The sequence below is a fragment of the bacterium Scap17 genome (assembly GCA_013376735.1).
In the GTDB taxonomy this organism is placed as follows: Bacteria; Pseudomonadota; Gammaproteobacteria; order Pseudomonadales; family Halomonadaceae; genus Cobetia.
The window spans coordinates 327051-346612 of record VINJ01000001.1; the positions used below are offsets into that span (position 1 = coordinate 327051).

A 19562-nucleotide genomic window follows, 5' to 3' on the forward strand; every position below is an offset into this window, starting at 1 on the left:
TTTTGCTTGCGTACAGAGCGAGCGCGACTTACAGCGCTTCGATCTTGACGCGCTGGCTTGCCAGCAGCGCAAGTTCCGCCTGGGCATCGGCCAGCTTGGCGCGCTCCTTCTCGACCACATCGGCCGGTGCACGACCGACGAACTTCTCGTTGCCGAGCTTGTTCTCGAGGCCGGTGATGACCTTCTGCTGCTTCTCGTGCTCCTTGTCGATGCGCTTGAGCTCGGCTTCCTTGTCGATCAGGCCTGCCATCGGCACCAGCACTTCCAGCTCACCGACGCGCTGGATGGCGGACATCGGGGCTTCGTCGCCTGCCGCCAGGAAGGTGATGCTTTCCAGACGTGCCAGCTTGGAGAGGAACAGGCGGTTGGCTTCCAGGCGCTCGGTATCGCCAGCTGCGCCGTTCTGCAGGAAGACTTCCAGCGGCTTGGCCGGTGACAGGTTGAGCTCGCCGCGCACGTTGCGGATGGCGATGATGATGCCTTTCAGCCACTCGATATCGCGGATGGCCTGCTCATCGATCCGGTCGGCTTCGGCCTGCGGCCACGCCTGGCTCATGATGCTTTCGCCTTCCACCGGCTTGCCGGCGTGCGGTGCGATACGCTGCCAGATCTCCTCGGAGATGAACGGCATCATCGGGTGGATCAGGCGCAGGATGGTCTCGAGAGCGCGCACCAGGGTGCGACGTGTGCCGCGCTTGGCTTCGATGCTGGCGTTGTCGTCCCACAGCACCGGCTTGGACAGCTCCAGATACCAGTCGCAGTACTCGTTCCAGATGAACTCGTAGAGCGCCTGGGAGGCGTGGTCGAAGCGGAACTCTTCCAGCGCGCGGGTGACCTGCTGCTCGGTCTGCTGCAGGCGCGCGATGATCCAGCGATCGGCGAGCGACAGCTCGACGGCTTCGCCGTTGACGCCGCAATCCTGGTCCTCGGCATTCATCAGCACGTAGCGCGCCGCATTCCACAGCTTGTTGCAGAAGTTGCGATAGCCATCGAGACGGCCCATGTCGAACTTCACGTCACGCCCGGTGGAGGCGAGTGACAGCAGAGTGTAGCGCAGCGCATCGGTGCCGTGAGGCTCGATGCCTTCCGGGAATTCGTTGCGGGTGGCCTTGGCGATCGCCTTGGCCTTCTTGGGCTGCATCATGTTGCCGGTACGCTTCTCGACCAGCTCCTCGATGCCGATGCCGTCGATCAGGTCGATGGGGTCGAGCACGTTGCCCTTGGACTTGGACATCTTCTGACCGAGGCTGTCGCGCACCAGACCATGCACGTAGACCTTGCGGAACGGCACTTCACCCTTGAACTTCAGGGTGAACATGATCATCCGCGCCACCCAGAAGAAGATGATGTCGAAGCCGGTGACCAGCACGTCGGTGGAGTGGAAGGTCTTGAGCTCTTCCGTGTCCGCCGGCCAGCCGAGGGTGCCGAAGGTCCACAGCGCGGAGCTGAACCAGGTGTCGAGAACGTCTTCGTCCTGACGCAGTTCGACGTCGGCACCCAGGTGGTTCTCGGCGCGGACTTCCTCTTCATTGCGGCCGACATAGACGTTGCCGTCGTTGTCATACCAGGCCGGAATGCGGTGGCCCCACCACAGCTGGCGCGAGATGCACCAGTCCTGCAGGTCACGCATCCACGCGAAGTACATGTTCTCGTAGTTCTTGGGCACGAACTCGATGTCGCCGTTCTCGACCGCTTCGATGGCCGGGCGTGCCAGCTCCTCGACGGCCACGAACCACTGGTCCGTCAGCAGCGGCTCGATGACATCGCCGGAGCGGTCACCGTGCGGCAGGGTGTTGTTGACAACCTCGACCTGCTCCAGCAGGCCCAGCGCGTCCATGTCGGCGACCAGCTTCTCGCGCGCGACGAAGCGATCCAGACCGGCGTAGGCGGCTGGCAGGCTGGCGTCTTCCTGGGGCTGCGGACGGCCCTGGAGGTCATAGATCTCGGCGCGCTCCAGGATGGTGGCATCCTGACTCATCACGTTGATCAGCAGATGGCCCTGACGCTTGCCGACTTCGTAGTCATTGAAGTCGTGGGCCGGGGTGATCTTGACGCAACCGGAGCCCTTTTCCATGTCGGCGTGTTCATCGGCGACGATGGGGATGCGGCGACCGACCAGCGGCAGTTCGATGAACTTGCCGACCAGGCTCGCGTAGCGCTCATCCTTGGGATTGACGGCCACGCCGGTGTCACCCAGCAGGGTTTCCGGGCGTGTGGTGGCGACGATGACGTAGTCCTTGCCATCGGCGGTCTTGACGCCATCGGCCAGCGGGTAGCGGAAGTGCCAGAAGCTGCCTTGCTGCTCGCGGTTCTCGACCTCGAGATCGGAAATCGCGGTGTGCAGGGTCGGGTCCCAGTTGACCAGACGCTTGCCACGGTAGATCAGGTCTTCCTTGTGCAGACGCACGAAGACTTCTTGCACCGCCTTGTAGAAGCCGTCATCCATGGTGAAGCGTTCGCGGCTCCAGTCGATGCTGGTGCCCATGCGACGCAGCTGGCGGGTGATGTTGCCGCCGGACTCTTCCTTCCACTCCCAGATCTTGTCGGTGAAGGCTTCGCGGCCGAGATCATGTCGGGTCTTGCCTTCTTCGGCGGCGACCTTGCGCTCGACCAGCATCTGGGTGGCGATACCGGCGTGGTCGGTGCCTACCTGCCACAGGGTGTTGCGACCCTGCATGCGGCGCCAGCGGACCAGGGTGTCCATGATGGAATCCTGGAAGGCGTGGCCCATGTGCAGGGAGCCGGTAACGTTGGGCGGCGGGATGACCAATGAGAAGCTCTCGCCCTGGCCTGATGGCGCAAAGCGGTTGTCGGATTCCCAGCGCTCGTACCAGCGCGTCTCGATGGCGTTCGGTTGGTAGGTCTTGTCCATGGGTCTGCATTGATCCGGTTGGGCGGGGCGTCCCGCGCCGGCTCAAGGAGCGGTCAGCGCAGGCAGAAAATGGGCTCGATTATAGCGCCGCTGATGTCGGGCGTCATTCGGTCTTGGCGGGCAGGCTCTCGTGGCGTCCGGCAGACGCAGTTTTCATAAAGCAGGCAACATCCACGCACTGATGCCGTATCCTGTTGCGATCTCATCAGGCCGAGGCTTGCCGCCTCGCACACTTCCCATTTTCTCACGCTCGCGGAGCCGCAATGCCCAAGCCTCGCCCCACGGACGGTGCCCCTCGTCCGACTCGTCGTTGGGTCTGGCATGAACTGCTGCGTCATGCGCTGGTGCCATTGCTGGTGCTCGAGGTGGCGCTGCTGGGCTGCTATCTGGTGCTGCACTGGCTGGTCTCCGGGCAGCAGGACTCCACGCGCAGTGAGCGGGTGAATACCCAGCTCGAGCAGCTGACCCATTACGAGGCAGAGCATATCAGCCTGCTGGCGGATGACTGGCGCAGCGATGTCCGCCAGCTGGCGCGCAGTGCTCTGCGTCACATGGATACCCCCGTGACGGCCCGCCAGCGCGAGCAGGAGCTGAAGCGCCACATGAGCGCGGGCGACGGCACCCTGTACGTCGCCGAGAATGATGGTGGCGCCGGCTCCTACTACTCCTCGCTGGTGCCCAGCTATCTGCAGGACCACGACAAGGTGGTGCGCCTCTCGGCAATGGACGCTCAGGTGTCGGACATGCTCGCCACGCAACCCGAGCTGCGCCAGATCTGGTTCTCCGGCTACGATGGCTATTTCCGCATGTTGCCGTGGACCGATACCCGCAACATCTTCACGCCCGGCGTCGACCTCACCAGCTACGGCTTCTACTACCTGGCGGATGACCGCAACAACCCGAGTCGTGGCGCCGTCATCACGCCGCCTTACCAGGACCCGGTCGGCAGCGGGTGGCTGGTCTCGACGCTGATGCCGGTCCATCGCGGCGACTTCCTCGAAGGCGTGGTCGGGATCGATGTCACCCTCGATTCTCTGGTCGAGCGGCTCGAGAATGCCGAGCTGCCCTGGGGCGCCTATCTGATTCTGGTGAGTGGCGATGTCGTCATGGCCATGCCGCGTGTCGGCGAGCAGGATTTCGGCCCCCAGCCCGATCCCGAAGTGGTGCCGATGCCGCTGCTGCACGATCGCTTCCTCGATACGGCGCATGATGTCGAGAACTCCCCGGCCATGGCGCATCTGCTGCGGAGTATCTCGGATGAGGCGCAGGGCGTGCGCAGCGTTTCCTTGCTCGCCGGTGAGCGGCTGGTCGGCTGGCAATCGGTGCCGGGCACCGACTGGCGGTTGCTGGCGGTGGTGGATGCGCAGCAGGTCAACAGCGGCATCGATATCTGGAATGAGCGTTTCAACCAGCTGGGCTACGTGATGCTGGTGGGACTGATTCTGTTCTTCTTCGCCCTGCTGGTGGTGATGCGCTGGCGGGCCGAGACCATGGCGGCCACCCTGTCCGAATCACTGGCACGCCTCAGCGACATGGCACTGCGCATCGGTCGCGGCCAGCCCGTAGTCCGCGAGCGCTTCCAGCTGCAGGAGCTGGACCAGGCCGGCGAGGCATTGCGCGAAGCGGCCCAGCGGCGCGATCAGATCGAGCTTGAGCGCGCCGAAGGGGCGCGGCACGTCGAGATGGTGATGGCGGCCTCCGGCGATGCCACCTGGCGCTACGACTTCGAACAGGACGATCTCTACCTGCACGAGAATTTCTTCCTGATGCTGGGGCTGCCGGTCCGCGCCAGCATGCACCTGGCGGACCTTGACGCCATGACGCACCCGGAAGACCTCGTCGGTCTGCTCGAGGCGCGCTGGCGAGTCATGCACGGTGAGAGTTGGGCCGAGGCACGTGACGTGCGCTATCGGCATGCGCGTGGTCATTGGGTCTGGGTGCAGATTCGCGGCCAGATCACCCGGCGTGATCATGAGGGCCGGCCACAGCGCGCGACCGGGCTTGCGCTGGACATCCAGCGTCACAAGCAGTCGCTCAAGCTGCTGGAGGCGGCCCGCGACAGTGCCACCGAGGCCAGTCAGTCCAAGTCGCGTTTCTTCTCGAGTTTCAGTCACGAGATTCGCACCCCGCTCAATGCCATCATGGGCTTCACGGACCTGCTCTGTGAGGAAGCCGACCTGACCCGCGAGCAGCGCCGCTACGTGGATGAGGCCAGTCATGCGGCGGCACAGCTGTCGGCGCTGATCGAGGACGTGCTGCAGATGTCGAGTCTGGAGGCTGGTGATCTGCCGCTGGATTGCCAACCCCTCTCGGTGGGCCAGAAGCTGATACGGCTGGCGGGGCAATATCAGCCGCGCCTGGAGAGTGCCAATCTGACGCTATCGCTGGCACTGGAAGGCGAGTCATTGTGGCTGAATGCCGACCAGCGTCGCCTGGATCAGATTCTCGGTAACCTGATGGGCAACGCCATCAAGTACAACCGCGAGGGGGGCTGGATCCGTCTGGCTATCGGCCAGGAGCGCAATGCCAGCGGGGTGGAGATGGGCTGGGTGGAAATCACCGATGGCGGCTTTGGCTTTGATTCCGCGCAGGCGGTCCAGCTGTTTCAGCCGTTCTCGCGTCTGGGGCGTGAAGACTCAGGGATCGAGGGTACCGGGCTCGGGCTGGCGCTGTCGCGGGAGCTTGCCCGCCGCATGGGCGGTGACATCACGGCACGGGGCGAGCTGGGCGAGGGCGCCAGCTTCCGGGTCTGGTTGCCGCTGGCGGATGTCAGTGCCCATGAGCGCGTCGTCCAGGCGGCGTGGTCGGCGGAGAAGGGATTGCCGGTACCCTGTCGCTGGCTGGTGATCAGCACGCGGGCGCAGGACCGTCTGCGCCTCGAGGTGATCGGCAGTCACGTCGCCAATCTGGAGATCATCATCGCCAGCAGTGCGGCCCAGGCGTTGCGCCTGGTGCGAGATGTCTGCCCGTGTCTGGTCATCTTCGGCGATGTGCCGGACATGAACGTGGCGGCGCTGTTCGCCGAGATCCAGCGTATGCCGCGTGAGCTGCCGTTGTGGGCTGTGCGAATCGGGGAGCGTGACGCCAGCGAGGCTGCAGGCGGTCTGCCCGAGGCCTTCTTCGACAGCGGTGAAAGTCCGCCCGACATGGACGATATCGAGCGCTGGATGACACATCTGATGGTCAGCTTCCAGCGTGCCTGCGATACGGACCGCTGACGCATGGCGTGTCGTTCAGCTGACGCCCTTGAGCTGATGTGAGCGCACGGCATAACCGCGTGACTTGTAGGTGCGCCAGCATTCGCGCTTGGTTACCAGCACATCCTGATGCTGATTGATGATCTCGGCGACGCGCTCGAAGCGTGAGAACCATTCGGGGATCTTGGGGTGCAGGTTGAGCAGCGCCTCGATACCCGGCGCCGGGGCGTCCTGCCAGCCGATGGTGACCGGCGGGCGCGGCACGTCATCGGCGTGTTCGGCCTCGCGGGCGGCCATGTCGAGATCGATATCCAGCGCATGGGGCACGAAGCTTTCCGGGCGGAATTGCCACAGATGTTCATCGAACTGACGTGCCATCGCCTCGTCCTCGACATGCACATGCAGGCGAAAGCCCTTGGCGTGGATGGTCTCGGCCAGCCGGCAGGCGAATTCCAGCCGGGCTTCCAGCGTGGTGTCGGGCAGGATGTAGAAGTCGATCTGGGTCATGGGCACCGCTCGGGCAAGGAATTCTCGAGCGCTCAGGATACCGCACTCGCCGCGTGGCTTCGATGCAGCCTGCCTCCCGTGACATCTTTCCGCAGTCAGATATCCGCGCCCCAGAAACTCCAAGGCCCGCCTCTATGCGAGGCGGGCCTTGGAGTTTCGGTTATCCTTCAAGCCACATGGGCAGGCTCGAGGGCGTGTTTCAGAGCACTTGTGTCAGAGCGCTTATGTCCAAGCACTTATGTAAAAACTCATGTCAGTGCACTTATGCCAGACGCGTCATCCAGCCACGCGTGTCTTCGGCGCGACCGTATTGCAGGTCCAGCAGCTGGCTGCGCAGACGCATGGCGACATCGCCGGCATTGGCGGTCAGGTCGAGGCGACCGTCTTCGCTGACCAGCTCGCCCACCGGGGTGATGACCGCCGCGGTGCCACAGGCGAACACCTCGGTGATCTCGCCGGAGGCGATACCTTCACGCCACTCGTCGATGCTGATCGGGCGCTCTTCCGGCGTCAGACCCAGATCGGTCGCCATGGTCAGGATGGAGTCACGGGTGACACCTTCCAGAATGGTGCCGGTCAGGCGCGGCGTGACCAGACGGCCGTCCTTGAAGACGAAGAACAGGTTCATGCCGCCCAGTTCCTCGACCCACTTGTTCTCGGCGGCGTCCAGGAACACGACCTGGTCACAGCCATTGGCGGAGGCTTCGCTCTGCGCGGCCAGTGAACCCGCGTAGTTGCCGCCGCACTTGGCGAAACCGGTACCGCCGGCGGCCGCACGGTTGTAGTGCGAGGACAGCCAGATGGAGACCGGCTTGATGCCGCCCTTGAAGTAGGCCGCCACCGGTGAGGCGATCACGTAGTAATCGACCTCACGCGACGGACGCACGCCGAGGAAGGCTTCGCTGGCGATCATGAACGGACGCAGATAGAGGCTGCATTCGTCACTGACGCTGGCCGGAGTCGGTACCCAGGCGCTGTCCTGCGCGAGCAGGGCCTTGAGTGAGCCGACGAAGCCCTCGTCGGACAGCTCCGGCAGTGCCAGACGGCGGGCGGAGTTGCGGAAACGTGCGGCGTTCTTCTCGGGGCGGAAGGTCCACACCGAGCCGTCTTCATGACGGTAGGCCTTGATGCCTTCGAAGATTTCCTGGGCGTAGTGCAGTACCGAGGCGGCCGGGTCGAGGCTCAGCGGGCCGTAGGGGCGGACTTCATGGCCGTGCCAGCCGCCGTCGGCGGTCCAGCGTACATGGGCCATGTGATCACTGAAGTGACGGCCGAAGCCGGGATTGGCCAGAATGGTGTCGCGAACGGCAGCATCCGCCGGTTGCGTGGACGCGCGGACGTCGAAGCCTTTGGTCACGTGGGTGTCTCCGTAGCAGCGAGACCCCCGGCGTGGAACGCCGGGGGTCGAATCATTTTTATAGGACCTCTCGGGTCAGCGATGCCGGGTGGCGAGCCGACTCGCGTGTCTCAACGCTAGCACGCCATCGAGAGCATGCGAAGCCTCAGGCGGTCTCTTCCAGCGGGGCGCTGAGTTCCGCTTCGCGATCCAGCAGGTATTGGGTCAGCAGGCCCACCGGGCGGCCGCTGGCGCCTTTCTGCTTGCCGGACATCCAGGCGGTGCCGGCGATGTCCAGATGCGCCCACGGGAAGGTGTCCGCGAAGCGGGACAGGAAGCAACCTGCGGTGATCATGCCGGCTTCGCGACCGCCGATGTTGGCGATGTCGGCGAAGTTGGAATCCAGCTGCGTCTGATACTCGTCCCACAGCGGCATGTGCCAGGCACGGTCCCAGGCTTCTTCGCCGGCGTCGAGCAGGTCGAGCGCCAGATCATCATCGTTGGAGATCAGACCGGTGGCATGATTGCCCAGCGCGATGACGCAGGCGCCGGTCAGGGTGGCGATGTCGATGACGCTGGCCGGCTCGAAGCGCTCGGCGTAGGTCAGCGCATCGCACAGCACCAGACGGCCTTCGGCGTCGGTGTTGAGGACTTCGACGGTCAGACCCTTCAGGGTCTTGATGATGTCGCCCGGCTTGGTGGCGCGGCCGTCCGGCATGTTCTCGGCGCTGGCCACGATGGCCACCACGTTGAGCTTCGGCTTGAGTTCCAGCACGGTGCGCATGGTGCCGAACACGCTGGCCGCGCCGCCCATGTCGTACTTCATCTCGTCCATGCCGGCGCCCGGCTTGAGCGAGATACCGCCGGTATCGAAGGTGATACCCTTGCCGACCAGCACGTGCGGGGCTTCATTCTCGTCTTCCGCGCCGCGGTATTCCATCACGATCAGGCGGCTCGGCTCTTCACTGCCGCGGCCGACCGACAGCAGGGACAGGGCGCCCAGCTCCTCGAGCTCTTCCTCGCCGAGCACGGTCACTTTCAGGGCGCCATCCGAGGCGGCGCCCAGTTGCTCGGCACGCTCGCCCAGGTAGCGCGGCGTGCAGATGTTGCCCGGCAGGTTGCCCAGCGTGCGCGCTTCATTGACGCCCATGCCGATGGCGGCACCGACACGCAGGCCGGCTTCCAGTTCGGCCTGACGCTGCTTGTCGGCACTCACCACGCTCAGGCGGGTCAGAGAGACTGGCTCGCCCGGCTTGCTCTTCATCTCGGTGAAGCGATAGGCAGTACGCAGTGCGCTCTCGGCGATCATGCGCGCCATCCAGTCAGCCTCACGCAGCTCGAGATTCAGCTCGAGGCCAGCGAAGGCCGCGTCTTCGACGGGCAGCTTGAGCAGGGCAGTCATGGCGGCATCGAGGCCACGCTTGTAACGGCTTTCGTCGAGCTTTTCCTCGCTGCCGAAACCGGCCAGAAGCAGGCGCTGAGCGCCGAGGCCCGGAGCGAAGGGCACCAGCAGGGTATTGCCGAGCTCGGGCTTGAAGTCGCCGCGCTCGATCAGCTGGGAAATCAGCTTCTCGCTGGCATCGTCGAGTCGTGCCGCAGCACCGGTGAGGTCGCCCTCGATGACAGGTACCACGATGCAGGCGGTTTCAAGCTGGGCCGGATTGGCAGTGACTACAGGAAATTCCATGGCAACTCCACGCGCGCGAGTGAGGGTACGAAGATGAACAATACAAGGATGAAGGATGTCGTCAGGCCAGGCGTGCCCGGCTCGCGGCGACATCGGGGGCATGATCTGGATGGGGGCGCAGACCTCTCATGACAAGCTGAGCTGGCATGCACGAGTGAGGGCAGTCCATCATGTCAGGCTGTCCACGTGCAATGCCTGGAGCCGCGACAAGGCAGCATCCTTTCTGGATAATGCTGCTGCATGAGGGGGAGCCGCTCCCGTCCAGTCTTCAGACCCGTGCCGCCAGTGTACGCAAAGGCTGCGCACCATGCATGAGGGGGATGATGCCTTCATGTGATCACGACCATTCCTCCACCGGCTATCATCGATCTGGTCAACACGCTCGCTTGCGAGCGGGAAACAGGAGTTCCACTTGATCATCTTCCGCTACCTGACACGCGAGATACTCACCACCATGGCCGCCGTGGCCGGGGTGCTGATGCTTGTCATCATGGGCAGCCGATTCATCCGCTATTTCAGTGATGCGGCGGAGGGGGATTTCCCGGCGTCGATTCTCGGCAGCCTGATGCTCTATCACCTGCCGGGGTTCTTCGAGCTGCTGCTGCCGCTGTCCTTCTTCCTTGCCGTGTTGCTGGCCTTCGGTCAGCTGTACATGAACAGCGAGATCACCGTGCTGGTCGCCTGTGGCGTCGGCCCGGAGCGCCTGCTGCGTGTCACCCTGCTGCCGGCGCTGTTGATCACGGCGCTGGTCGCGGCCTGCAGCCTCTATCTGACGCCTGCCGGCGCGCTCAAGAATGAGCTGTTGCTCGAGCAGCAGAAGCAGAAGACCGACTTCTCGATACTCGGCGCGGGACGCTTCCAGGAGATCGGCAATCGCACCGTCTATGCCGAGAGCATGAGCGATGACAACAGCGAGCTGGAAAACGTCTTCATCGCCGAGGCAGGTGACAGCAATGCCGCCAGCACGCCCGACAGCGAACCGAGCCAATCGGTGGTGCGCGCCGAGCGTGCCTTCCAGGAAGTCAGCCCCGAGACTGGCAGCCGCTATCTGGTATTGAGCGACGGCACGCGCTACGGGGTGGAGCCGGGCAAGGCGATCGCCCAGCGACTGGGCTTCGATCGCTATGGCGTGCGCATCACCGAGGGCCAGGACGCCGCAGCCCTCAAGGATGACATCGAGCTTGCCAGCACGGCACAGCTCTGGACATCCGATTCGGCAGAGGCCACTGCGCAGCTGCAGTGGCGCATCTCGCTGCCGTTGATGGTGCCGATCCTGATGCTGATCGGCCTGCCGCTGGCTCGCGTCAATCCGCGTCAGGGGCGTTTCGCGCGCCTGCTGCCGGCCATCTTCGTGCACATCACCTATCTCAGTCTGTTGATCGCGGCGCAGAGTGCCGTCGCGTCCGAGAAGTACCCGGCCGTCATCGGCCTGTGGCCCATTCACGGCGTCTATCTGGCGCTCGGCATCTGGCTGAGCTGGCGCGACAACCGCGGAGGTGGCCGCTGATGCTGCTTGATCGTCTCGACCGTTACATCGCCCGCAATGTGCTGGTGGCCATGCTGGTGGTGCAGGTACTGATTCTCGGGCTCGACCTGATGATCACCTACATCAATGATCTGGGGGACGTGAAAGGCGACTACGGCGCCTTCGAAGTGCTCCTCTATCTGCTGATGCGTCTGCCGTCGCGCTTCTATGAATTCGTGCCGGTCGGCGTACTGCTGGGCGCCCTGATCGGGCTGGGCAGCATGGCCTCGAGCAATGAGCTGACCATCATGCGCGCCGCCGGTCGTTCACTGACGCGCATTCTGTGGGGCGTGATGAAGCCGCTGGGGCTGGTCATCGCCATCACCATGGCGGTAGGTGAATACGTCGCCCCCGTCACCGAACTGCAGGCCGACGCCTGGCGCGCCGAGAAGCAGCAGGGCGCAGGCGCCGTCTATGCCGAGGGTGGCGGCTGGCAGCGCGAGGGCAACGACTACTACCGATTCGGCTCGATTCGCAGCGATGATGTGGTGCTCAACGTGACCCGCTATCGCTTCGATGACGAGCGCCATCTGACCCAGGCGCTCTACGCCAGGCGCGCCGTCTGGCAGGACGATGGCTGGACGCTGGAGGCAGTGCAGACCACCACCTTCGAGTCCCAGGATGGCGAGCCGAGCGCCACCACGGTGGCTCAGCAGGAGACCCGCGAGTGGGACACCCAGTTGACGCCGGACCTGCTCAAGCTGGTCATCAGCGACCCCAAGCAGCAGTCAGCCTCCGACCTGTGGCGCTACTCCCGCTACCTGCAGGAACAGGGGCTGTCGGCCAACCAGCCGCTGCTCTACTTCTGGCAGAAGATTCTGCAGCCGCTGACACTGGCGGCTCTGGTGCTGGTGGCCGCCTCCTTCGTGTTCGGGCCATTGCGCACGGTGGCGGCGGGCACACGGGTCTTCTACGGCATCGTGGTCGGCCTGCTGTTCAAGTATCTGCAGGACCTGCTCGCCCCGGCCTCGGTGGTGTTCGGCTTCGCGCCCATCTGGGCGGTACTGGCGCCGATGCTGGTCTGTTACGTGATCGGCCTGCTGCTGATCCGACGCAGTGGCTAGGGGCGCCCCGCACTCTCGCCGCCGTCTCGACCCGCAGGGAGTGCGCCCTGCGGGCCTGATGCGGCGTCTGGGCGGCGTGGTCTATGACGCCTTCCTCGTGATGGCGTTGTTGATCGTGCTGGGCTTCATCGGTGTCGCCGTCAATGGCGGTGAGGCCAATCAGTCGCCGCTGTTCCGCAGTCTGTTGCTGGTGGCGATGTTCGCCTTCTTCGGCGGCTGCTGGAGCCGTAGCGGCATGACGCTGGGCATGCAGGCCTGGCGACTGCGCATCGAGACGCCGCAGGGCCATGTCCCGACGCTGCCGCAGTGCCTGATACGCTTCGTGGTTGCCGGGCTGTCATTGGGCGCCTGCGGGCTGGGGTACGTCTGGCAGCTGTGGGACCCTGAGCAGCGCAGCTGGCAGGACATCGCCTCCGGTACTCGCGTGGTGGTGCTGCCCAAGCCGCGGCGCGAGTGAAGCGCCTCTGGCGCGTGCGCCGTGCAGGAAAGCAGTGAGCTCATCCAGAAGTTATCTCAGCCAGACGTGAGCTCAGCCAGACAAGAAAACGCCCCGCCAGTCATCGACTGGCGGGGCGTTGTGTTTTCCGCGAGTGCAGGGCGTGATCAGACGCCCAGCAGGCCATCCAGTCGCGTGATGATGCGCTCCACGCTGGCGCGTGACACCACCAGGCTGTCTTCCTGCGTCGTCGTCTCGGGCAGCTCGCGCGGCAGGTCGATCACCGCGGTGCCCATGCCCTCCAGGCGTACGCCTTCACGGTAGCGCACGAAGGACAGCTGTCCGATCGGACGCTGGCCACCGTGGTCGAGGCGCGCCAGACGCGTGAAGGCGCTGACGGTATCGAGCACCGGCGCGCTGGTCAGCGGCAGGTGTGTCAGGCGCCATGCCAACCAGCCGTCGATGTCGACGGCTTCGTCGCGCAGGGTGGCAAACCAATGGCGTGCCTGATCCAGGCGGTAGCGAGCACGGCCCTGCTTGTCGAGCCACAGCACGTCGGCGCTGGCCTGGCGCGGGCTTTCCAGCTCGCCCGGCAGGTACAGCCAGGATTCGGTCAGGCGCTGCAGGGCACCCGGCAGCGGCTCATCCAGGGTGCGCTCGCTCAGAGAGTCCAGCGCCGCGCTCAGGTCGCCCTGTTCCGCGCTCTCGCCGGTGTTGGAGTAACCGACGTTGTAGCGCCAGACACGGTCGGATATTTCCTGGGTGACCACGTGGTCATGGGGCAGAGCGATATGGCTCATCAGCTCACGCGCGTTGCAATGCTCATCCACCAGGCCTTCACGGCGGGCTTCACGATAGAGATTGCGCAGCAGCGGGGTCAGCGGCAGGCGGTGGTGGTCACCGAAGCAGCTGCCGGCGTCGCGGACGGCGTCCAGGTCAAGTGGTAGGTGGGACGTGGCGTGATGATCGGCGGTGGCGAGTTGTACTGACATGACATCGGGCTCCTTGCGAATTGGCGTTCGGAAATCGGCAGATAGGGCAACAGCAGACGGATTCAGGCCGGTCACGGCTTCAGCATGGCGCCCATCATCGGCATGCCGATGCGGCTCATGGCCATGAGGAGGTGAAGCGACGGAATCTCTTGCAGTGTCCTGTTCATGTTCTTTCCTGATTGCCTGGCGGGGCGTGGCAGTCATTTGCCTTCCTCGTGACGCGGCGCTTTCCGTGAGCGAGGAGCTGGGCTGCGTTCGAGTGACCCGCTTGAGTGATCGACTAGCGATGACTCATTATGTTTTGGTGCGATTGTTTTTCGAATTGCATAAAAAAACGTTATACATACTAGCGGCCTCGTGTGAAATCGCAACCCTACCTTTCTGTCAGCCACGAGCCATCATTCTTTATACGGCGCTGACTTTGCCCACGGCAATCGCTTTGTGAGGCTGATGTGGCCTGCTTATGACATCGTGTGTTCCGCAACCGTAAACCGGCCAGAAATCGCCTCGCTAAGTATTTGATATAACTTGTGAATGAGAATTTTTTGCAGTCAGGTGTTGCGCATGTTTCTGCGAATCATTTACATTTGTCTCACTTGAAGTGAGCGAGGTGAGCCATGTACGTCTGTCTGTGCAAAGGTGTGTCAGACCACAAGATCCGCGAAGTCGTGGAACAGGGAGCGCGCAGCTTCCGCGAAGTCCGTGAGCAGACCGGATGCGCGACCCAGTGCGGCAAATGTGCCTGCATGGCCAAGACCATCACTCGCGAAGCGGTCGCGCGTGAAATGATGCCGACAGAGGATCTCGCCTACGCGGTGTGACGCAGGCTTGAGCCGAGGCTCGCTTGCCGGCGACTGACACCTCAGTCACCACGCTGGCCACTACTGCGTGATCCGTTCTCGTCGAGTCCCGGCAAGGACTCGCGTCCCTGACGCCCGCCATCTGGTCTCAAGACCGGATGGCGGGCGTTTTCGCATGGGCGCTAGGCAAGCCGGTATCGGCCGCCACATGACAACGCGGATACCAATCTTTCCCATTTGCGCCTAAAAGTCGATAACTTGTTGCCATGTCTCGAAAAAATCATGTTTTTGCGCCATACTTGCTGCACCTGACCGAGAGGGCGCGCCTGATGTGCCCGCGCTGCGGCTGATGCATGCCGTCATCAGGCGCAGTAGAGAACCTGACGCAGCAGCAACCCTGACAAGAGAGGAATGGCGACATGAAAGGCGATCCCAAGATCATCGAGCATCTCAACACCATACTGGCCAACGAACTGGTCGCCATCAATCAGTACTTCCTGCATGCACGCATGTACAAGGACTGGGGCCTCAAGCGCCTGGCCAAGTGGGAATACGACGAGTCCATCGAAGAGATGCGTCACGCCGATACCCTGATCGAGCGCATCCTGTTCCTGGAAGGTCTGCCCAACCTGCAGGACCTCGGCAAGCTGCGCATCGGCGAGAACACCAAGGAAATGCTCGAGTGCGATCTGGCGCTGGAGCACCAGGCACATGGCGATCTGAAGGAAGCGATCGCCTACGCCGAACAGATTCGCGATTACACCTCGCGTGATCTGTTCCGCAAGATCCTCGACGACGAGGAAGAGCATATCGATCATCTGGAGACCGAGCTGGGTCTGATCGAGAAGGTCGGCATCGAGCTCTACCTGCAGAAGCAGATCCACCACGAGATCGACTGATCCCGTGGCGGCGCGCTGAGTCGTGGCGAAACGAAAACGCCCCCGCTGCCGATGGCAGCGGGGGCGTCTTGTTTGGGTTGTGCAGATCTTCAGTGGCGCAGAACCGGCTTACTTGCCCAGTTCATTGACCAGCAGCGCTTCGACAGCCGCGAGGCGTGCGTCGAGGCTCTCCTTGTCGCCAGCCAGCACCGTGATGTGGCCGATCTTGCGTCCCGCGCGCGGTGCCTTGCCGTAGTCGTGCAGGCGCGCGCCGGGGATGGCGAGCACGGCGTCACGTTCCGGCATGCGGCCGATGATGTTGAGCATCGCGCAGGGCGTGAGCAGTGCGGTCTCGCCCAGCGGCATGCCGGCGACGGCACGCAGGTGATTCTCGAACTGGCTGGTGACGGCGCCTTCGATGCTCCAGTGACCCGAGTTGTGCACACGCGGGGCGATCTCGTTGGCCAGCAGGCGCTCGCTGCCATCGGCGTTCTTGACGACGAAGAATTCGAAGGCCATCACGCCGACATAGTCGAGCTCGTGCATCACCTTGAAAGCCGCCGCCTCGGCTTCGGCCTGCAGGCCGTGGGAGTCGAGCGGGGTGGAGCAGTGCAGGATGCCGCTGCGATGTTCATTGCGCGACAGCGGCCAGGCGCGTGTCTCGCCATCGGGACCGCGTACCGCGATCACCGAGACTTCGTGATCGAAGGCGATGAAGCCTTCCAGGATCAGCGGCACGCTACCGAGTTCGGCGAAGGTGTCGGCGACGTCTGCCATCTCGCGCAGCACCTTCTGGCCCTTGCCGTCATAGCCCAGCGTGCGTGTCTTGAGCACGGCGGGCAGACCGATGGTCGCGACGCCCGCTTCAAGATCCGCCTGGCTGTCGACCAGCGCCAGCGGCGGCACCTCGATGCCAAGACGCATGAACAGCGACTTCTCGCTCCAGCGGTCACGTGCGGTATCCAGGGCACCAGCCGGCGGGAAGGTCGGGCGCTCGGCCGCCAGACGCGCGACGGCGTCCGCCGGCACGTTCTCGAACTCGAAGGTGACGGCGTCAGACGCCGCTACCAGCTGCGTCAGGGCCACATCATCCTGCCAATCGGCGCAGAGGTGATGGCCGTGGACGCGACCGCAGGGCGAATCCGAAGGATCAAGGAAGGTGAAGCGGGCATTCAGGGCGGCGCCGGCCTGAGCCAACATGCGGCCCAGCTGACCGCCGCCGACGATACCGAAGCGGAACGGCTGGCTCATGGCTTACTCGCCTCCGTGGGACAGGCTGGGCGCGTCGGGGCGCGGGTCCGGATTGTCGAGCACACGGTCGGTCTGCTCGGCACGGAAGTTGATCAGCGCGGTGCGGATGGCCGGGTACTTGTTGGCCAGCTGGCTGGCGGCCAGCAGCGCGGCATTCACGGCACCGGCGCGGCCGATGGCCAGCGTGCCGGTGGGGATGCCGGCGGGCATCTGCACGATGGAGAGCAGGGAATCGACACCTGACAGCATGCTGGACTGCACCGGCACGCCCAGCACCGGCAGCCAGGTCTTGGCGGCACACATGCCCGGCAGGTGCGCCGCGCCGCCGGCACCGGCGATGATGACCTCAAGGCCACGCTCGGCAGCGGTATCGGCATAGTCGAACAACAGGTCGGGCGTGCGATGGGCAGAGACGACCTTGACTTCGTGTTCGATCCCCAGCGCTTCCAGGGTTTCGACCGTATGGCACATGGTCGCCCAATCCGATTTTGATCCCATGATGACACCAACCAGTGCGCTCATGCTTCCTCCGCTCTTGACGTGGTATGAACCAGCTCACAGTGCCTGCCAGACGTGCCGGGCAATGCGCTGTGTGGGCGTGGCCGAGCCGCGCGGGCAGATCATGCCCGCAAGCGGCTCAATGCGTATGTCTGGAAAAACAAGCGGCGCAGTATAGCACCGCGACCGACAGGCGGCATGTACCTGTCTGGACGGTCAGGATGTGGGTGCGCCCATGGATCAGCAGGACCACGCCGAGACCAGCGCGAAGCGTGGCACCGGCTCGCCCTGGATCTCGACGTTCTCCATGAACATGCTCAGCGGGCGCACCCACAGCCCGCATTCACCATAAAGAGCACGATAGACCACCAGCAGTTCTTCGGTCTCGCTGTGGCGACTGGTGCCGATCACTTCGTACTGCGCGCCCTTGTAGTGGCGGTAGAGACCCGGCACGGGACGATTTTCCGGCAGCGGCGGCATGGCGGGCAGGTCAGTCATGGCGATTTCCTTGAGGGTGAAGCAAGAAGCAAGAAGCAAGAAGCAGTGAAGCCAACAGCGAGAAGCAGGCGTATCAGTCGGCAGCATTCGGCGCCTGGGCGTCATCAGCCACAGAGGTGTCATCGGCGGCAGGCGTGGCCTTGGCACCGCGGCGTGCGATGCGCGCCAGCGCGCGGGCAGCGGCGGTGAAGCCGAAGCTGCCGGTGACGAAGGTGGCCGCACCGAAGCCGCCGGCGCAATCCAGGCGCGTGGCGCTGTCGCCGGGCTTGGTGGCACACACCTCGCCGTCGGCGCCGGGGTAGGTCAGCTGCTCGTCGGAATAGACGCACTCGACATCGAATCGGCGCTTCAGGTTGCGACTGAAATTGTAGTCGCGACGCAGCAGTGAGCGAACGCGCGCCAGCAGCGGGTCCTGCTCAGTGCGGGCAAGATCACCGATCTGGATGCGTGTCGGGTCGAGCTGGCCACCGGCGCCGCCCGTCACGGTCAGGCCCAGCTTGCGCCGCTTGCACCAGGCGATCAGCGCCGTCTTGGCGGGCACGCTGTCGATGGCGTCGATGACGTGATCGAGGTCGTCGTGGATCAGCTCGGCGAGATTGTCCGGCGTGACGAAGGCCGAGATGGCGTGGATCTTCATCTGTGGCGCGATCAGCTGGCAGCGCTCGGCCAGCACCTCGACCTTGGGACGGCCGATCTGGCCATCCAGCGCATGCAGCTGACGATTGACGTTGGAGACGCAGACATCATCGAGATCGATCAGCGTCATCTCGCCGATGCCGGAGCGAGCCAGTGCCTCGGCGCTCCAGCTGCCGACGCCGCCGACACCGATCACCGCGACATGCGCGTGGCGGAAGTGGGCGAAGGCGCTGGCACCGTAGAGGCGGCGAATGCCGCCGAAGCGGAAGTCGTAGTCGTCTTCTGCGGGAGCCTGACTGGCAGCGCCGTCCGCAAAGAAGCTCTCCAGCATCCGTTCGCTGGCGGAGGGCGTGCTGTCGTGGGTCGACGGCTCGCCTGAGGGCTTGCGGTCAGGGCTCTGTTCTTCAGAGCTTTTGTTTTCAGAACTTTTGTTTCCAGAACTCTGCTGTTCTGGGCTCATGTCGGTCGAGTCCGGGGTGTCGGAAGAGGTGGTCATGCGCAGCTCGCGAATCTCGGGGGAACGGGTGGCAATTGGCAGGGGCGCGCTCAGTCAGCCAGGACGCCGTCGGTCGCATCGAGCCAATGTCTGCTCGGGCGCTCTGCCAGGTGTTCAGCGTAGCGTTCGGGCAGATGGCCCAGCCAGCCGAAGCGCTCCATCACTGCCGCGTAGGCACCTTCTGGCGGGCACGACAGGCTCAGCCAGCCGCCCTCGGGATGGGGAAGCTCGAGCCCGACAGCCGCCAGCAGCAGGCGCGGGCATTCCAGTGTCGTGGCGAAGTAGCGATTGTAATTGCCCTTGCCATGCTTGGCATCGCCGATGATCGGGTAGCCACGGCGTGACAGGTGACGGCGAATCTGATGGCGGCGGCCGGTCAGCGGACGGGCCTCGACCAGCGAGAAGCGCGACTGCGGATAGCGATCGATGGCGATGGGCAGCTCGACCTGTGCCAGGCGGCGAGTGTCGGTGATGGCTTCCTGCTCTGGCATCTCGGCCTTGGGCAGCTTGCCATCTTCCTTGCGCAGACCGTAATCGAGGCGTTGTTGCTCGGGCGCGACGCCGCGCACGATCGCCAGATAGCGCTTGCTGACCTGCTGCTCCTCGAAGGCGGTGCTAAGCTTGCGCGCCGCCTGGGGCGAGAGGCCGAACACCATCAGCCCTGATGTGGGGCGATCGAGGCGATGCACGGGGAAGACATGCTGGCCTATCTGGTCGCGCAGGCGCTGAAGCAGAAACTCGGTCTCGTGCTTGTCGATGGGGCTGCGGTGTACCAGCAAGCCCGATGGCTTGTGAACCACCACCAGCACCTCATCCTGGAACAGGATGTCGAGTGGCTCGGCGGGTTCAGTCAGCTCAACAGGCTCGGTCATCTCAGCAGACTCGGCCT

General features: G+C 64.1%; 16 protein-coding genes. 6 read left to right on the forward strand and 10 right to left on the reverse strand.

Annotated elements, in window-relative coordinates:
- Positions 1–28 precede the first annotated feature (28 nt).
- Positions 29–2872, reverse strand: coding sequence for a valine--tRNA ligase (locus FLM52_01505; protein ID NVN54488.1), 2844 nt, complete (start codon positions 2870–2872; stop codon positions 29–31).
- A gap of 263 nt (positions 2873–3135) precedes the next feature.
- On the opposite strand from FLM52_01505, the gene FLM52_01510 reads away from it, so the two are divergent.
- On the forward strand, positions 3136–6090 hold the full coding sequence (locus tag FLM52_01510; protein ID NVN54489.1) for a hypothetical protein: 2955 nt from the start codon (positions 3136–3138) through the stop codon (positions 6088–6090).
- A gap of 15 nt (positions 6091–6105) precedes the next feature.
- Here the strand turns inward: FLM52_01510 and FLM52_01515 are convergent, their stop codons facing one another.
- The 3 genes from FLM52_01515 to FLM52_01525 all read right to left on the reverse strand — a co-directional run bounded on the left by FLM52_01515 (position 6106) and on the right by FLM52_01525 (position 9599).
- Positions 6106–6576 (reverse strand): DNA polymerase III subunit chi, encoded by a 471-nt coding sequence (locus tag FLM52_01515; protein NVN54490.1) that lies wholly within the window; start codon positions 6574–6576, stop codon positions 6106–6108.
- Positions 6577–6838: 262 nt separating this feature from the next.
- The gene (locus FLM52_01520) at positions 6839–7933 is read right to left on the reverse strand and encodes a branched-chain amino acid aminotransferase (protein NVN54491.1); all 1095 of its coding nucleotides are present in this window, start codon (positions 7931–7933) and stop codon (positions 6839–6841) included.
- A gap of 145 nt (positions 7934–8078) precedes the next feature.
- Positions 8079–9599: a leucyl aminopeptidase gene (locus tag FLM52_01525; protein NVN54492.1), complete on the reverse strand. Its 1521-nt coding sequence runs from the start codon at positions 9597–9599 to the stop codon at positions 8079–8081.
- Positions 9600–10011: 412 nt separating this feature from the next.
- Here FLM52_01525 and lptF point away from each other — a divergent pair, with 412 nt between their 5' ends.
- From lptF to FLM52_01540, 3 genes are read left to right on the forward strand one after another with little or no spacing between them, the layout of a single operon-like run.
- Positions 10012–11106: an LPS export ABC transporter permease LptF gene (gene lptF / locus FLM52_01530; GenBank protein NVN54493.1), complete on the forward strand. Its 1095-nt coding sequence runs from the start codon at positions 10012–10014 to the stop codon at positions 11104–11106.
- Entirely contained in the window at positions 11106–12188 is a 1083-nt protein-coding gene (lptG, locus tag FLM52_01535) for an LPS export ABC transporter permease LptG (GenBank protein NVN54494.1), read from the forward strand. The genes lptF and lptG overlap by 1 nt, the downstream gene beginning before the upstream one ends.
- Before the next feature lie 58 nt (positions 12189–12246).
- A complete protein-coding gene (locus FLM52_01540) occupies positions 12247–12645 on the forward strand; it encodes an RDD family protein (GenBank protein NVN54495.1) in 399 nt (132 codons plus the stop codon).
- Positions 12646–12791: 146 nt separating this feature from the next.
- Here the strand turns inward: FLM52_01540 and FLM52_01545 are convergent, their stop codons facing one another.
- Positions 12792–13616 carry a hypothetical protein gene (locus FLM52_01545; GenBank protein ID NVN54496.1) on the reverse strand — a complete coding sequence of 275 codons (825 nt, stop codon included), beginning with the start codon at positions 13614–13616 and terminating at the stop codon, positions 12792–12794.
- A gap of 617 nt (positions 13617–14233) precedes the next feature.
- On the opposite strand from FLM52_01545, the gene FLM52_01550 reads away from it, so the two are divergent.
- Together FLM52_01550 and bfr are read left to right on the forward strand one after the other, a co-directional pair.
- Entirely contained in the window at positions 14234–14437 is a 204-nt protein-coding gene (locus tag FLM52_01550) for a (2Fe-2S)-binding protein (protein NVN54497.1), read from the forward strand.
- A 398-nt stretch (positions 14438–14835) separates the two neighbouring features.
- Positions 14836–15315, forward strand: a complete 480-nt coding sequence (gene bfr, locus FLM52_01555; protein NVN54498.1) for a bacterioferritin — start codon at positions 14836–14838, stop codon at positions 15313–15315.
- A gap of 108 nt (positions 15316–15423) precedes the next feature.
- On the opposite strand, the gene FLM52_01560 is transcribed toward bfr, so the two are convergent.
- The 5 genes from FLM52_01560 to FLM52_01580 all read right to left on the reverse strand — a co-directional run bounded on the left by FLM52_01560 (position 15424) and on the right by FLM52_01580 (position 19545).
- On the reverse strand, positions 15424–16545 hold the full coding sequence (locus tag FLM52_01560) for a 5-(carboxyamino)imidazole ribonucleotide synthase (protein NVN54499.1): 1122 nt from the start codon (positions 16543–16545) through the stop codon (positions 15424–15426).
- A 3-nt stretch (positions 16546–16548) separates the two neighbouring features.
- Complete coding sequence (purE, locus tag FLM52_01565) at positions 16549–17067, reverse strand: 5-(carboxyamino)imidazole ribonucleotide mutase (protein ID NVN54500.1); 519 nt, start codon at positions 17065–17067, stop codon at positions 16549–16551.
- A 216-nt stretch (positions 17068–17283) separates the two neighbouring features.
- Positions 17284–17523, reverse strand: coding sequence for a DUF1653 domain-containing protein (locus FLM52_01570; GenBank protein ID NVN54501.1), 240 nt, complete (start codon positions 17521–17523; stop codon positions 17284–17286).
- Positions 17524–17614: 91 nt separating this feature from the next.
- Positions 17615–18508, reverse strand: a complete 894-nt coding sequence (gene tcdA, locus FLM52_01575) for a tRNA cyclic N6-threonylcarbamoyladenosine(37) synthase TcdA (protein ID NVN54502.1) — start codon at positions 18506–18508, stop codon at positions 17615–17617.
- Between the two features lie 215 nt (positions 18509–18723).
- Complete coding sequence (locus tag FLM52_01580; GenBank protein NVN54503.1) at positions 18724–19545, reverse strand: pseudouridylate synthase; 822 nt, start codon at positions 19543–19545, stop codon at positions 18724–18726.
- Positions 19546–19562: the final 17 nt, after the last annotated feature.